The organism is Mucilaginibacter defluvii, assembly GCF_039543225.1.
Taxonomy (GTDB): Bacteria; Bacteroidota; Bacteroidia; order Sphingobacteriales; family Sphingobacteriaceae; genus Mucilaginibacter; species Mucilaginibacter defluvii.
Map to the genome: position 1 here is coordinate 747,414 of NZ_BAABJI010000002.1, position 14,657 is coordinate 762,070.

14 protein-coding genes are annotated in these 14,657 nt (G+C 43.2%); 8 read left to right on the forward strand and 6 right to left on the reverse strand.

Annotation, left to right across the window (positions count from 1 at the left end; translation table 11 throughout):
• The first annotated feature begins 60 nt into the window (after nucleotides 1-60).
• Nucleotides 61-1,848 carry a translation elongation factor 4 gene (gene lepA / locus ABD960_RS09545; protein ID WP_345330924.1) on the forward strand — a complete coding sequence of 596 codons (1,788 nt, stop codon included), beginning with the start codon at nucleotides 61-63 and terminating at the stop codon, nucleotides 1,846-1,848.
• A gap of 105 nt (nucleotides 1,849-1,953) precedes the next feature.
• A complete protein-coding gene (locus ABD960_RS09550; protein ID WP_345330925.1) occupies nucleotides 1,954-2,835 on the forward strand; it encodes a bifunctional 5,10-methylenetetrahydrofolate dehydrogenase/5,10-methenyltetrahydrofolate cyclohydrolase in 882 nt (293 codons plus the stop codon).
• Nucleotides 2,836-2,886: 51 nt separating this feature from the next.
• On the opposite strand, the gene ABD960_RS09555 is transcribed toward ABD960_RS09550, so the two are convergent.
• A complete protein-coding gene (locus ABD960_RS09555) occupies nucleotides 2,887-3,924 on the reverse strand; it encodes a glycosyltransferase family 2 protein (RefSeq protein WP_345330926.1) in 1,038 nt (345 codons plus the stop codon).
• The gene (locus tag ABD960_RS09560) at nucleotides 3,924-4,805 is read right to left on the reverse strand and encodes a lysophospholipid acyltransferase family protein (RefSeq protein WP_345330927.1); all 882 of its coding nucleotides are present in this window, start codon (nucleotides 4,803-4,805) and stop codon (nucleotides 3,924-3,926) included. Before ABD960_RS09560 ends, ABD960_RS09555 begins: the two co-directional genes overlap by 1 nt.
• Before the next feature lie 36 nt (nucleotides 4,806-4,841).
• Between ABD960_RS09560 and ABD960_RS09565 the strand changes: the two genes are divergently transcribed.
• Both ABD960_RS09565 and ABD960_RS09570 read left to right on the forward strand, forming a co-directional pair.
• Nucleotides 4,842-5,453: a WbqC family protein gene (locus tag ABD960_RS09565; protein ID WP_345330928.1), complete on the forward strand. Its 612-nt coding sequence runs from the start codon at nucleotides 4,842-4,844 to the stop codon at nucleotides 5,451-5,453.
• Between the two features lie 88 nt (nucleotides 5,454-5,541).
• Entirely contained in the window at nucleotides 5,542-6,489 is a 948-nt protein-coding gene (locus ABD960_RS09570; protein ID WP_345330929.1) for a ligand-gated ion channel, read from the forward strand.
• Nucleotides 6,490-6,665: 176 nt separating this feature from the next.
• Here the strand turns inward: ABD960_RS09570 and ABD960_RS09575 are convergent, their stop codons facing one another.
• Entirely contained in the window at nucleotides 6,666-7,883 is a 1,218-nt protein-coding gene (locus ABD960_RS09575) for a GAF domain-containing sensor histidine kinase (RefSeq protein WP_345330930.1), read from the reverse strand.
• 255 nt (nucleotides 7,884-8,138) lie between these two features.
• Here ABD960_RS09575 and ruvB point away from each other — a divergent pair, with 255 nt between their 5' ends.
• The 3 genes from ruvB to ABD960_RS09590 all read left to right on the forward strand — a co-directional run bounded on the left by ruvB (nucleotide 8,139) and on the right by ABD960_RS09590 (nucleotide 11,197).
• Nucleotides 8,139-9,161, forward strand: coding sequence for a Holliday junction branch migration DNA helicase RuvB (gene ruvB, locus ABD960_RS09580; RefSeq protein WP_345330931.1), 1,023 nt, complete (start codon nucleotides 8,139-8,141; stop codon nucleotides 9,159-9,161).
• Nucleotides 9,162-9,176: 15 nt separating this feature from the next.
• On the forward strand, nucleotides 9,177-10,271 hold the full coding sequence (locus ABD960_RS09585; RefSeq protein WP_345330932.1) for a Gfo/Idh/MocA family protein: 1,095 nt from the start codon (nucleotides 9,177-9,179) through the stop codon (nucleotides 10,269-10,271).
• Nucleotides 10,272-10,345: 74 nt separating this feature from the next.
• Nucleotides 10,346-11,197 carry a polysaccharide deacetylase family protein gene (locus ABD960_RS09590; RefSeq protein WP_345330933.1) on the forward strand — a complete coding sequence of 284 codons (852 nt, stop codon included), beginning with the start codon at nucleotides 10,346-10,348 and terminating at the stop codon, nucleotides 11,195-11,197.
• A 53-nt stretch (nucleotides 11,198-11,250) separates the two neighbouring features.
• Here the strand turns inward: ABD960_RS09590 and ABD960_RS09595 are convergent, their stop codons facing one another.
• The 3 genes from ABD960_RS09595 to ABD960_RS09605 all read right to left on the reverse strand — a co-directional run bounded on the left by ABD960_RS09595 (nucleotide 11,251) and on the right by ABD960_RS09605 (nucleotide 13,376).
• Nucleotides 11,251-11,451 (reverse strand): hypothetical protein, encoded by a 201-nt coding sequence (locus tag ABD960_RS09595; RefSeq protein WP_345330934.1) that lies wholly within the window; start codon nucleotides 11,449-11,451, stop codon nucleotides 11,251-11,253.
• Between the two features lie 11 nt (nucleotides 11,452-11,462).
• The gene (locus ABD960_RS09600; protein WP_345330935.1) at nucleotides 11,463-11,834 is read right to left on the reverse strand and encodes a SpoIIAA family protein; all 372 of its coding nucleotides are present in this window, start codon (nucleotides 11,832-11,834) and stop codon (nucleotides 11,463-11,465) included.
• Between the two features lie 123 nt (nucleotides 11,835-11,957).
• Nucleotides 11,958-13,376, reverse strand: a complete 1,419-nt coding sequence (locus ABD960_RS09605; protein WP_345330936.1) for a tetratricopeptide repeat protein — start codon at nucleotides 13,374-13,376, stop codon at nucleotides 11,958-11,960.
• A gap of 194 nt (nucleotides 13,377-13,570) precedes the next feature.
• On the opposite strand from ABD960_RS09605, the gene queG reads away from it, so the two are divergent.
• Nucleotides 13,571-14,530 (forward strand): tRNA epoxyqueuosine(34) reductase QueG, encoded by a 960-nt coding sequence (gene queG, locus ABD960_RS09610; protein WP_345330937.1) that lies wholly within the window; start codon nucleotides 13,571-13,573, stop codon nucleotides 14,528-14,530.
• The last annotated feature ends 127 nt before the right edge of the window (nucleotides 14,531-14,657 follow it).

The window sequence follows — 14,657 nt, forward strand, 5'->3', positions numbered from 1 at the left end:
TAAATATCCGCAAGGTGCTTTGCAAATTTATCAAGGCAAAAAGCTATTTTTGCGGTTCTGATGAAGCATATTCGTAACTTTTGTATTATAGCACACATTGACCACGGCAAAAGCACTTTAGCCGATAGGTTACTTGAATACACCAACACCATTACCCAGCGCGAAAGCCAGGCCCAGTTGCTTGACGATATGGACCTTGAACGCGAGCGCGGTATCACCATTAAAAGCCATGCCATACAAATGGATTACGAGCTTGATGGTCAAAAATATACGCTCAACCTGATTGATACGCCCGGGCACGTGGATTTCTCGTACGAGGTATCACGCTCAATTGCCGCCTGCGAAGGTGCCTTATTGATTGTTGATGCCGCACAAGGTATACAGGCGCAAACCATATCAAACCTGTACCTGGCATTGGAGAATGACCTGGAGATTATCCCGGTGCTGAACAAAATGGACCTGCCCGGCGCTATGCCCGAGGAAGTAAAAGACCAGATTGTTGACCTGATAGGTTGTAAGCGTGAGGATATTTTAGCTGCATCCGGCAAAACCGGTATGGGCGTACACGATATTTTACGCGCCATTGTTGAGCGTGTGCCGGCACCTGTCGGCGATCCTGACGCACCTTTGCAGGCATTAATCTTCGATTCGGTCTTCAATTCCTTCCGCGGTATTATCGCCTACTTTAAGGTGGTTAACGGCGAGATCCGTAAAAACGACAAGGTAAAATTCGTAGCTACCGAAAAGCAATACCTGGCTGACGAGGTTGGAACATTAAAGCTTCGTCCGCTGGCTAAGGATGTTATCAAAACCGGCGACGTGGGGTATATAATATCCGGCATTAAGGAAGCGCGTGAGGTTAAGGTTGGCGATACCATTACCCAGGTTGACCGCCCATGCGCCGAAGGCATACAGGGTTTTGAAGAAGTAAAGCCCATGGTATTCGCGGGCATTTACCCGGTAGATACCGAGGATTATGAGGAACTGCGCGAATCAATGGCCAAACTGCAATTGAATGATGCTTCGCTTGTTTTTGAGCCGGAATCATCAGCGGCTTTAGGCTTCGGTTTCCGTTGCGGTTTCCTGGGCATGCTGCACATGGAGATCATCCAGGAACGTTTGGAGCGTGAATTCAACATGACGGTGATCACAACCGTTCCCAACGTATCATACATAGCCTATACCACTAAGGGCGATAGCATGCTGGTAAACAATCCATCTGACTTACCTGATCCAAGCAAGATTGATTTTGTTGAGGAACCATATATTAAGGCTACCATCATCACCAAGTCTGATTTCGTAGGTCCTGTGATGTCGCTATGTATCAACAAACGTGGTATCATTGTTAACCAATCGTACCTTACATCAGACCGTGTAGAGCTTGTATTTGAGATGCCTATGGGCGAGATCGTGTTCGATTTTTACGATAAGCTGAAAACCATCTCAAAAGGCTACGCTTCATTTGATTATCATCAGATCGGTTATCGCCAGTCTGACCTGGTAAAACTGGATATCCGTTTGAACAGTGAGCCTGTAGATGCCTTATCATCACTGATACACCGCAGCAACTCGTACGATTTTGGTAAAAAGATATGCGAGAAGCTGAAAGAGCTTTTACCACGTCAGCAGTTCGAGATCGTGATACAGGCATCCATAGGTGCCAAGATCATCGCCCGCGAAACGGTAAAAGCCATGCGTAAAGACGTTACGGCCAAATGCTACGGTGGTGACATCTCGCGTAAGCGTAAATTGTTAGAAAAGCAAAAGGCAGGTAAAAAACGCATGCGCCAGGTAGGTAACGTTGAGATACCACAATCGGCGTTTATGGCGGTGCTTAAATTAGATTAGCCCCCCTGCCCCCTAAAGGGGGTGTTGTAAACGGCTGTATATTGCTTCTCTTTAGGGGATTGAGGAGTTAAACTTTTATTCCCCTTTAGGGGGTTAGGGGGCTAAATGAATTTATTAGACGGAAAATACGTATCAGAAAAACTCAAGGTAGAGATAGCCGAGCAAGCAGCGGTTATATTAGAAAAAACCGGCCGTAAGCCGCACCTGGTGGCAGTACTGGTTGGGCACGATGGTGGCAGCGAAACCTATGTAGCCAGCAAGATGAAGAACTGCGAAAAGGTAGGCTTTAAATCGACACTGGTACGTTATGAGGATACTGTTACCGAGGAAGAACTGCTGAAAAAAGTTGAGGAGCTTAATGCCGATGCTGATATTGACGGTATTATTGTTCAGCTACCCTTACCAAAACACATCGACCCGGAAAAAGTAACCGAGCGTATTGACCACCGTAAGGATGTTGATGGTTTTCATCCAGTAAATCTGGGCCGCATGCAGCGTAACCTGCCATCGTTCATCCCGGCTACGCCTTATGGCATTACGCTGATGCTAAAGGAATATGGTATTGAAACCGCAGGTAAGCATTGCGTGGTAGTTGGCCGCAGTAATATTGTTGGTTCTCCAATGAGCATACTGATGGCGCGTAACACCCAGCCGGGCAACTGTACCGTAACCATTTGCCACAGCCGTACACCGGATATTAAGAAATTTACGCTGGATGCTGATATACTTATTGTTGCCATCGGTAAAAAGAATTTTATTACGGCCGATATGGTCAAGGATGGCGTGGTAGTGATTGACGTGGGTATGAACCGCGAAACATCAGCCACCACAAAATCGGGCTATAAATTATATGGCGATGTTGATTTTGAGAACGTTGCGCCGAAGGCATCATGGATAACCCCGGTACCCGGCGGTGTAGGTTTAATGACCATCGTTGGCTTGCTTAAAAACACCTTGGCATCAGCCAATAAAGAGGTTTATCAGTAACGAAAATGGCTCGCTTGATTAGCGAGCCATTTTTATTTATAACAATAGCTCCTACTTGTAAAAGAATTCCGGAGATATATCAGTAAACCTGTGTTTTTTCCCCACAAAAAATGCTGATACTATACTGCCTTTATACATGCCGGTAAGAGATTTAACACTCCCCTTCTTTTCTCCTTTATGGTTAGATGATCTAAATAGCTGCCGCACAAAATTTTGATGCGCTTTGCTTACCGCCCAAGCGTCCTTACGTTTACCCTCGCCTAAAAACCGGAAAAGCGCCAACAGGTCAAGCCAAAAACGCAGGCCAATTACAAATGTTGCCCGGCCAAACGGCAGGTTATTTTTTAACAGCAACAGGTTGTTGCGGAAGTTAAGATAAGTTTTAAAAGGGTTTTCAGCATTTAAAGTGCCGCCGCCGACATGGTAAACGGTTGATTCGGCACAGTACATTACTTTATAACCCATATTTTTCAAACGCCAGCAAAGATCAATCTCTTCCATGTGGGCAAAAAAGCGCTCATCAAACCCGCCGGATTCCCGCCAGCACTTTCTCTTGATAAACAGTGCCGCACCGGATGCCCAGAACACCTCACCTGATTGATCGTACTGTCCCCTATCCTCTTCTATCTCGTAAAATATTCGTCCGCGGCAAAACGGGTAACCAAAATGGTCAATAAAACCGCCGGCCGCCCCGGCATGTTCAAACATCTTTTTATCGGCATACGAAAGTATTTTCGGCGCCGCCGCGGCAATAAGTTCATCGCTTTCCATTAAAGCTATTACAGGCTCTATCCAGCCAGGCTGCACTTCAATGTCCGAATTCAGGAGTATAAAATAATCGGCGTCTACTTTTTCTAAAACGCGGTTATAACCACCGGTAAAGCCATAGTTTTCTTCATTCCGGATTATGGTTACTGACGGATAAACGCTTGCTACCCATTCAACCGAACCATCGGTTGAGCCATTGTCGCCCAGTACTATTTCAAGATTCTGCCATGTAGAGGCCATTACCGAAGGCAAAAATTGCTGTATATGCGCAAGGCCGTTCCAGTTTAAAATAACAGCGGCAACTTTAGGTATATAATTCATTAATGCTTATCCTCCGGCTTAAATTTCCAGCGCCTGTGCGTCCAAAGCCAGTATTGCGGCTGTTGCCTTATCATGTTCTCTAAATATTTTACGTGAAGTTCAGTAACCTCATATTCTGCCGTTTGTTTGGGATGTTCGGCAAGTGGCACAAAGGTACAAGTATAATACCCTCTTTTCACCCGCTTTATATCACAAAAAACCACTACGGCGTCCATCATTTTCGACAGCTTTTCAACGCCTAAAAAAACGGCCGTTGGCTGGTTTAAAAAGGTGGTAAAGTACTGCGCCTCGTGCTGCACGGGTGTTTGATCGGCCACTAAAACCGTTATTGAAACTTGCCTGCGCATCTCACTCAGTTTGCGCAGGGTATTTTTCATCGCCACCAGCGTAGCTCCAAACCTCGACCGTACATGAATAAAAAACCGTTCAAAAATTTTGTTGCTCAATGGCTTATAAACAATCAGCCGGGGTTTATCCGTAATTACCCCCAGGCTCAAGGCCGACATTTCCCAATTACCATAATGCCCCACTGCTCCTATCACGTTTCGTCCCTGCTCAAAGTAACTGTTGATCAGGTTTACATTTAAAATTTTAATACGCTTATTAATTTGCCGTTCTGAAAGGGTGATGCCCTTGATGATCTCAACGATCAGATCAGCAAAATAGCGAAAAAAATCACGCTCTATTTTACACCGCTCCTCATCACTCTTCTCGGGGAAAGCGTTCCGTAAATTTTGCTGCACCACCTTGCGCCTGTACCCTGTAATATAGTATATTACTACAAAAAGCACATCGGCAATAAGATACAAAAACCAAAAAGGCAATAACGATACCAGGTATAAAAAACCGATACCGATATATGAAAGCCCTTTGTTTATCATTTATTTCTGCGAAATTTGAGCACAAACATAAAATATATGATCGATAAAGGCGCAGTTCTTCCCTTGTTTTATCTACCACCGGTATCATACTTTACCCAACTTAATAAGCATAAACCCGATGTATGGATGGAACGTGAGGAGCATTTCCCTAAGCAAACCTACCGTAACCGCGCTAATATATATTCGCCTGATGGTATTTTGAGTCTGGTAGTGCCTGTTATTAAAGGGTCAAAAAATCACACAAAAATAAAGGATGTACGCATCAGCTACGATTTTAACTGGCAGCGCTTGCACTGGATGAGCCTGCAAGCCTGTTACCGCCGCTCAGCTTATTTTGAATTTTATGAGGATGATTTCGCGCCGTTTTACGAGAAAAAAGTTGATTATTTATTTGATTATAATCAGCAAGTATTGGAGTTGCTGTTGAAGCTGGTCAAAATAAAAACCGCTCTGAAATTCACTGAAAGCTACGAAGCACAATATCCGGGTGTTGCTGACGTGCGTGAAAGCATTCATCCTAAAAAAGGATTGATTACCGATAATAAACCCTACTTTCAGGTTTTTGAAGAACGTAAAGGCTTTATGCCGGATTTAAGTATCGTCGATCTGCTATTTAATCAGGGGCCACAGGCACAGTTTTATATTTAATGTTTCATTAAAAACGTGAAAGTATCAGCCTTTTGCGCTAAAACAACTTAAACATAAAGCTGTTAAGCCTTAGTTACAGAGCAATACCTTGAAAACTAAGCTGATACTTCTTATTATATTCTTCCCGTTTTTTTCGGCGATTGCCCGCCCCGTTCCCGATACGGTGCGCACCGGTATTTATATAACCAGCATTCACGATATCAACTTTAAGGATAAGGAGTATACCGTGAACCTTTGGTTGTGGATGAAATACAAGAATAAGGATTTTGATTTTGAGCGGAACCTGGAAGTGCCATTGGCCAAAACAGTCGAAAAATCATTCTCAACTGTCGATTCCTCGGACGGGCGTATATACCTGATGATGAAGCTCCAATGTGTGATGAAAGATACCTGGACCATTAATAATTTTCCGTTTGATAAGCAGACGCTCCGCTTTTCCATTGAAAACTCGCAATTTGATTCGGATGCGCTGGTTTTCGCTGCTGATACTGTCGGGCAACACTTTGATCCGCGGTTGACACTCCGTGGATGGAATATTGACAGTGTTGAAATTGCCACCGGAATTAAAAAATATGAAACCGGCTTTGGCGACGAAACTCTTAAAAAGCCGCATACCGAATACAGCAGCTTTAAAACTAAATTAGTTATTCATCGCAACGCGATGGGGCTTTTCTGGAAAATGTTTTTGGGTATGTATGTTGCTTTTTTGATTGCCTACATGTGCTTTTACATACATGCGGATAGTATCGACTCCCGCTTCGGACTTAGTGTGGGCGCATTATTCGCGGTAATTGGTAATAAGTATATTATAGATGCCTCGCTACCCGATTCAACCACGTTTACACTGGTAGATACGCTTCACGGCCTTACTTTACTATGCATACTTACGGTAATTATATGCACTGCTTATACCCTAACGCTTATAAAACAAGGTAAGATTAATGAATCGCGCCTATTTGACATACGCAGCGGCCGGATAGTACTGGCTTTCTACATCCTGTTTAATACTTACTTTATATTGAATGCGAGCATTTAAACATTGCTTAAATCATATAATATCAGTTAAGCTGCATTAAAATTCCATTAGAAATTACAAAACCACTAACGCCAATGGATATTTTGCCGTACTATTGTATCGCAGGCACCTGCCTGCTATGTGATAAGGTTTAGGTTTGAAGGCCCCGGCAGCGAGTGCACGGGGCTTTCTATTTTTTACGACACCTTGCCCTGCGGAATCTTAACACTAAAAACGCTGCCACTGCCCGGTGTAGAAGTAATATCCAGCGAGCCTTTCAGGCTGTCAATTAAATGTTTTACAAGCGATAGGCCAAAACCGTAGCCTTGCTCGCCGGCAGTACCGTGTGTGGTTTCACCCTCGCCGGATAGTATGGACGCGATTTTTTCAGGCTGCATACCTACCCCGTTATCGGCCACGGTAAATAACAAGGTGTTTTGATTGGTGCCTAATTGCAAACCAAAACTTACCGAAACCCCGCCACCACGAGGCGTAAACTTTATAGCGTTTGAGATGATATTGCCTATGATCTGCAAAAGCTTATTCTTAGAAAAAGGAACAGCTTCAGTCCCCGAGTCTGTAGTTATGGTAAGGTGAATACCTTTGTTAAGTGCTTGAGGCGCATATAATTTCTCCAGCTTGTCCTTAAGCATTAGTTGGTTATATTCATTGGCTCCTAGGGCTTTAGCTGACGTAGGCAAGTCATTACTAAGAATTTCATCCGCCAGTTCGAGTATGGAGTTTCCGCTCTTATAAATGAGGTTGATAAACTCCAGAACCTCTTCCATATTGTTTTCGTTTCCCTGCTCGCTAATCACGCGGGCTAAGCCGATGATTCCGCCAACAGGCCCGCGTATATCATGCGCTACCCGCTTTTTGCTTTCCAGCGCCTCGTTGGCGTTTTGTTTAAGTTCCTGCAAGGTTTTATAAACCTGCAAACGGTTAACTATTTCACCCGCGATAATTTTCAGCATTTCAATCTTTTCCGGACTAAGCTGTCTCGTTTCGGCATCCATCAGACATAAAGCACCAAGGTTGTTTCCATTGGCTGTTCTCAACGGCACTCCAAAATAGTACTTCAAATTAGGTGCGCCGCTAACGTATGATTTATTTTTAAAACGATCGTCCTCAGTAAGGTTAGTTATTTCGAAATTATCATCACCCGAGATGGTATACTGGCATACTGTTTCTTCGCGGGGTAACTGCTCCACCGGTAGTCCGTGCCTTGCAATTGTCCACGAAGTGTATGAATCGATCAGGTTTACTAACGAAACTTCCGTCCCGGCAATCTTAGCAGCCAGGGTGGTTAAGTCTTTAAACTGTTCTTGCATCGCTCCGTAATCAATATCATATTCAGAAAGTTCAATAACCCTCTCCATTTCATTCGCAGGTACCGGTAACTTTTGAGCTTGCATAGTTTATGAATTAGTTCAGCAATACTGTTTTTACGATTTATCAATTAACATGTTGCAATGAAAAGGGTTTCCAAAAACGAAAATCTTTATATTTTAGTTAACTAAACGAGAGAAAGATGTCACCAAGGTAATGATAACAATTGTAATTGTCTGTTTATCAAACGTAACGTTATAAATCATTGAGTGATAATCCACAGAAAAAATGCAGTTGAATAAAACTAAGCTACTCGCAAAAAATTACTAATTTCGTTGGCAATGAACGAGAATCTTGACCCGGCACGAGAGCGTTTAAGTCCGGCGGAGCGTGATATTGAAAAAGTGTTACGCCCGCAGGTATTTGAAGATTTTACCGGCCAGCATAAAATATTAGCCAATTTAAAAATATTTGTACAGGCGGCCCGCCAGCGCGGCGAGGCGCTTGACCATGTTTTGCTGCACGGCCCACCGGGATTAGGTAAAACTACTCTATCGCACATCATTGCTAACGAAATGGGCGTTGGCATCAAAATAACTTCGGGCCCCGTGCTTGATAAACCGGGCGACCTGGCCGGGTTACTTACGAACCTTGAAACCGGGGATATTTTGTTTATTGATGAAATACACCGGCTCAGTCCGCTTGTTGAGGAGTATCTCTACTCGGCAATGGAAGATTTTAAGATTGACATTATGCTGGAAAGTGGCCCCAATGCGCGATCGGTACAAATATCACTTAATCCTTTTACGCTTGTCGGAGCTACTACGCGTTCAGGCTTGCTTACCGCGCCGTTGAGAGCAAGGTTTGGAATAAACGCCCGCCTTGAATATTACGATGCCAAGCTATTAACCACTATCCTGATGCGCTCGTCATCTATTTTGCGTACCGAGATTACCGAAACCGGTGCTTATGAAATAGCGCGCCGTAGCCGCGGTACCCCACGTATAGCTAACGCGCTGCTACGGCGCACGCGTGACTTTGCGCAAATAAAAGGCAACGGTAACATAGATACCGAGATCGCCCGCTACGCGCTAAATGCGCTTAATGTTGACGAACATGGCCTTGACGAAATGGACAACAAAATACTGGCAACAATTATCGATAAATTTAAAGGCGGCCCCGTAGGAGTAAAAACAATTGCTACCGCAGTTGGTGAAGATGAGGGCACCATCGAGGAGGTTTATGAGCCCTTTTTAATACAGGAAGGATTTTTAATGCGCACAACTCGTGGGCGTGAAGTAACAGAAACAGCTTACAAACATCTCGGCAAAATTAAGCCTGGTGGCACACCATCGTTATTCTAAATTTATTTCTACTTTATGAAATCAATAAAATTAACCTTCCTGTTTTTAATTGTTTTGCTGCTCGGAATCAGGAATGATATTAGCGCACAACAACACAAACTGAACGTGGTTGTGGCAGGCCTGTCTCATGACCATGTGCACAACATCATGAATCAGTACCGCAAGGGCGAAGTAGAGATCAGCGCCATAGCGGAGCCTGACAAAAAGCTTTGGCAAAAATATCGCAAGCTTTACAACCTGCCCGAAAACATTTTTTATAGCGACCTGAAGCAGGCGCTAAGCAACCGTAAACCGGATGCTGTTCTGGGTTATAACCCGGTTGCGCAGCATGTTGACGTTGTAGAAATTTGCGCGCCGATGCATATTCCGGTTATGGTTGAGAAGCCTTTGGCAGCAAACCTCGCGCAGGCACAACGTATCAAATTACTTGCCGACAAGTACAAAATAAAAGTACTTACCAATTATGAAACAACTTGGTATAACTCATTTAAAGAGGTATACGATCTGGCAAAAAAAGACAGCCTGGGTATCATACGTAAAATGGTGGTACATGATGGGCATAAAGGCCCGCGCGAAATAGGCTGTAGTGAGGAGTTTTTGAGCTGGCTTACTGACCCTGTTCTTAACGGCGCGGGTGCGCTTAATGATTTTGGATGCTATGGCGCCAACTTGATGACCTGGATCATGAATGGCCAAAAACCCATAGCGGTAACAGCCGTTGCCCGGCATTATAAGCCTGATGTATATCCTAAGGTTGAGGATGATGCTACTATTTTGGTGGAGTACCCAAACGCCGTAGGGCAAATAGAAGCCTCATGGAACTGGCCTTTTAACATTAAGGACTGGGAGATATTTGGCAGTACCGGCTATGTGCATGCTTTCGACGGTGATAAACTACAGGTGCGCTTGAGCGAAAATAAAAACAGCAACCGCAAAGCTACTCCGTTAGCATCGCCCTATAACGATCCGCTGGTATACCTGGCCGCGGTGCTTGATGGAAAAATTGATGATTCGCACGATCAGGCATCGCTGACATATAATATGATTGTAATGCAGATACTTGACGCTGCAAAGCGATCAATAAGCCAGGGAGAACGAATTATTTTGTAGCAATTTATATTTTTGCGTAAAACTAACAGCGGATTTACAATCCGCCGGAATACTCTTTAACACGATATACTTATATGCTTAAGCAATTTATTGCTATCACCTGTTTTGCCGGTTTGGGGCTTATGGCCTGCCAGTCGGTATCTAATAATAACCTGACTGCGGACAGTACGTCTAAAAACGATACTGCCGCTACTGATACCATTAAAGCGGTGCATGCTAAGGCAGCCGACGCCGCTACTATACTTTCAAGGCCGCAGGTACCTATCATTTGTTATCACCAGATCAGAAACTGGCGCCCGCGCGATTCAAAAACCGCCAAGGATTACATTGTTGAACCGGAAAACTTTAAGTCGCATATAAAAATGCTGGCTGACAGCGGTTACCACACTGTATTGCCAGATCAGCTTTATGATTACCTGGTTTATGGCAAAGCATTACCCTCAAAACCGGTGATGCTCACGTTTGACGATACTGACCTTGATCAGTTCACTATTGCCGCACCCGAGCTTAAAAAGTATGGTTACAAAGCGGTATACTTTATCATGACGGTATCAATAGGTCGGCCGAACTACATGAACAGCCAGCAAATAAAGGAACTTTCAGACGCGGGTAACGTAATTGGCAGCCATACATGGGATCACCACAATTTTAAAAAGTTGAAGGGCGAAGATTGGCTTATCCAGCTCGACAAACCAACAAAACGGCTGGAAGAAATAACCGGGCGTAAAATTGAATACTTCGCTTATCCTTTCGGACTATGGAACAAAGAGGGTTTGCCTGAATTAAAAAGCCGCGGTTTTAAACTGGCGTTTCAGCTTGCCGAAAAACGCGACCAGGAAGACCCTTTGTACACCGTTCGCCGTATATTAGGCAGTGGCTACTGGAGCGCTAAAACACTGCACAACAGCATGAAGAATAGCTTTTAACATTAACGGCCTGATTTACAAAGCAGGCCGTTAATGTTTTTGATCAATTTAAGTTATTGATCATCCTCGTCTTGCTCTTCAGCCGGCGGACCAGGAATTCCGCTATCGTTATCAGGTGCTACCGTGTGCACTAAATCGTCGTCGGGTTTCTTCTGCTCGGTAGGCTGGTTGCCTTTTGTTAAATCATGCCCCTGCTGTTCGGATGATTGCTTAACGTTTTCATCATCCCGATGTTCTTGTTTTTCTGTATTCATAGTAGTAATTTTTAATGATCCTTTTTTGCTATCCATTGAATGGCCTTATCCATCTGTTTAAATTGAAATCGTTTTGAAACTCCCGGGATCAGAAAGCGAAACACTGCTGTAAACATCTGTACTCCCTTGTCGTCAGCTACCACCGCCACCTTATTCCATTTGGTGTAGTACTTAATAATCAAAAACAGATAAGCGAACATGGCGCCTGTAGTATAATCCCAAATACTACTTTCGGCTAATAAAATATAATTTAAGCCACCGTAAATCTTCACAAAGTTGTCAACAGCGGGCTCCAATACTGTTTTAATGTCCCGCCTGGTGACACATCCCTTTGCATGCACACCAAGTACATGGCCGGGCAACTCGTCTATCTGTTTTAACATCGCTATCGGCTAATACTATGTGCAACTTCATAAATTTTTTAACCTATGGGCAAATCACATACCATTTGCATATCTAAACCGACTTTGGTTTATTAAAACGAAGTTTTTAGTACAACTTAGTGGTCAGTTGTCCAATTTTTCAGAAATGTTTTTTATAGCTGTGTCCAGGCTTGTTGCAGAATCATCAAGCATGTTAATGATGCGATCCTGTTCTTTCTCATCAGTTATATTTTTTTGTTTAACAAGCGACACCAAACCCAGTATGTTTGACAGGTGCCGCCTTACTTCATGGGAGTTTATAAACGCCAGTTCCTGATGTTTAGCTTTATGCAGAAGCTGTTCGTAATAATGCCTTTGCTTAACTCCGCGATAAAATATTATAGTGATAACGATGAGGAGCACAGAAACCACGATTATGAATATAAGAACCAGGCGCTGCCGCTTATAAGCTTCCTCTTTATGAATAAAATCGGCGGCGATCTGGTCTATTTTCATCTCTGAAGATATATTGGCTACCTGCACCATATGGCCGGTATATGTTTGAAGATTTGCCAGGGCAATTTTAAATTTTTTAGAAGCTTCAACTGAATCGCCGTCTTTCATATCAATCTCACCCAGCATATTGTATAAATGATACCTTAAGAAGGGGTTATCGTTGTGTGGCGACGTATTAACGACGTGATCGATGGTCTTTTTTGCCGAATCGTTTATACCCGCCTTATAATACGTGTCAGCCAGGTAAATCAGGTCTTCATCACTTAAAGGGTATTTTTCGTCTGACCGAAGAGTGTTGATCTGATCAATAGCTTTGCGGTGATGCTTTTTAGCTATTGACCATAAATAGGACGCGCGCTTTTTAAACTCATATATCCCGGCCGTTTTCTTGTCACGTTTTGATAAAAGATCTTTGTATTTTCTCAATGAGTCGAGCCGGTTTTGCCTGAAATATATTTCTACCTTATTAAAGTAAATAAAGTTTTCGTGCTGAAAGTTAGATGAACGGCGCGCCCCGGCCATGGCCTGCGCCTGATCCAGGTATTGTACAGCCTGCCTGAAAAGGTTGTTTTTATAGTACAGGTCAGAAATATTAATAGCAAGCAATATATGGCGGTCGATGTCATCCAGTAAGGACGCTTGTTTTTGCGCAAGCCGGTATCTTACCATGGCTTCGGCGCTGTTACCAACAGCAGCTTCAATAAATGCCTGGTTGGTTTGCAGGGCATATAACAAAAAATGATTGCGTGATTTTTCAGCCATTGTTATAGCCCTATCAAAGTCAACACGTGCTTTCGAATATTTAAAAAAACGCTTTTGTATGATACCATTTACAAACAGCTTAAATGCGACACCTTCGTTGGCACGATATCGCTTTATATAAGTAAAAACCCGTTGCCTGGAGTTGTCTATCCGGCTTTTTGGTACTTTAACGAAAAATGTATTAAGATATCTGGCCAGATCGCCGTCGTTAACACCGGGTAAATTGTGTTGCAACGCCCGGGTAACAAACACAGAGTCAAGCTCCGAAGCACGTACATGAACCATCGCACTACACAATAAAACAGCAAAAAGGCAGAATTTAAGGCAATAACTCATATACTGTCAATAGCTCAATTGTCAGCTAAATATAAAAATATGCCGCTATTAACCGATAATATCATTTACTTATTAAAGAATTCCGGTTAACTATTCATACAATAAGTTTAATATTTTTGTAAAACGAAGCGCTTATTTACAGCATGATATCGGCTAATAAAGACACATACAGCAAACTGATAAAAGATGAAGCTCATCGTTTGGGCTTTTTGTTTTGCGGTATCTCCAAAGCAGATTTCCTGGAAGAAGAAGCGCACCGGCTTGAAAGATGGCTCAATAACAATATGCACGGTGAAATGCAGTATATGGAAAACCATTTTGATAAGCGGCTCGACCCCCGTTTACTGGTTGACGGTGCTAAATCAGTTATTTCATTGGGTTTAAGTTATTATACTGATCAAACACAATCAGACCCGACAGCGCCAAAAATATCCAAATATGCATACGGTACTGATTATCATCATGTTATTAAGGATAAGCTGAAACATTTATTACATTTCATTCAGCAACACATTGGTGATGTAGGCGGCCGGGCTTTTGTTGACTCTGCGCCCGTATTAGATAAAGCCTGGGCAAAAAAAGCAGGTTTAGGCTGGATTGGAAAAAACAGCAACCTGATTAACAAAAAAACAGGTTCGTTTTATTTTTTGGCAGAACTGATTATTGACCTCGAATTGCAATATGACGTTGCGCCCACTGCAGACCATTGCGGTACCTGTACCCGTTGCATTGATGCCTGCCCCACTGAGGCTATAGTTGCGCCTTACGTAGTAGACGGAAGCCGATGCATATCTTACCTGACCATCGAACTAAAAAATGAAATTCCATCATCATTTACAGACAAGATGGACGGCTGGATGTTCGGTTGCGACGTTTGCCAGGACGTTTGCCCCTGGAATAAGTTTTCGGTTCTGCACACAGAGCCTGCTTTTAACCCTCACCCGGATTTGCTTGGCTTAAAGTTGGCCGACTGGACGGAACTGACAGAAGAAACGTTTAAAAAAGTCTTCCAAAAATCAGCCGTAAAACGTGCAAAGTATACCGGGCTGGAGCGGAATATCAAATTCTTACAAGATGGCAGTCCGGCGTCAAAAGAAACATAGATTCGACTTTTTTTTCAATATAAATAAGCATTATATAAAAAAAGTACACCTTTTATTGATTTTCCGACAAGTGAGCCTAAAAACCACACATTAACACTTATATTTTGACTAAATTGCCCAAAAATCA

Coding starts and splice junctions, on each gene's coding strand:
- lepA (WP_345330924.1), top strand. CDS start 61: ATGAAGCATATTCGTAACTTTTGTATTATAGCACACATTGACCACGGC.
- ABD960_RS09550 (WP_345330925.1), top strand. CDS start 1,954: ATGAATTTATTAGACGGAAAATACGTATCAGAAAAACTCAAGGTAGAG.
- ABD960_RS09555 (WP_345330926.1), bottom strand. CDS start 3,924: ATGAATTATATACCTAAAGTTGCCGCTGTTATTTTAAACTGGAACGGC.
- ABD960_RS09560 (WP_345330927.1), bottom strand. CDS start 4,805: ATGATAAACAAAGGGCTTTCATATATCGGTATCGGTTTTTTATACCTG.
- ABD960_RS09565 (WP_345330928.1), top strand. CDS start 4,842: ATGATCGATAAAGGCGCAGTTCTTCCCTTGTTTTATCTACCACCGGTA.
- ABD960_RS09575 (WP_345330930.1), bottom strand. CDS start 7,883: ATGCAAGCTCAAAAGTTACCGGTACCTGCGAATGAAATGGAGAGGGTT.
- ruvB (WP_345330931.1), top strand. CDS start 8,139: ATGAACGAGAATCTTGACCCGGCACGAGAGCGTTTAAGTCCGGCGGAG.
- ABD960_RS09585 (WP_345330932.1), top strand. CDS start 9,177: ATGAAATCAATAAAATTAACCTTCCTGTTTTTAATTGTTTTGCTGCTC.
- ABD960_RS09590 (WP_345330933.1), top strand. CDS start 10,346: ATGCTTAAGCAATTTATTGCTATCACCTGTTTTGCCGGTTTGGGGCTT.
- ABD960_RS09595 (WP_345330934.1), bottom strand. CDS start 11,451: ATGAATACAGAAAAACAAGAACATCGGGATGATGAAAACGTTAAGCAA.
- ABD960_RS09600 (WP_345330935.1), bottom strand. CDS start 11,834: ATGTTAAAACAGATAGACGAGTTGCCCGGCCATGTACTTGGTGTGCAT.
- ABD960_RS09605 (WP_345330936.1), bottom strand. CDS start 13,376: ATGGTTCATGTACGTGCTTCGGAGCTTGACTCTGTGTTTGTTACCCGG.
- queG (WP_345330937.1), top strand. CDS start 13,571: ATGATATCGGCTAATAAAGACACATACAGCAAACTGATAAAAGATGAA.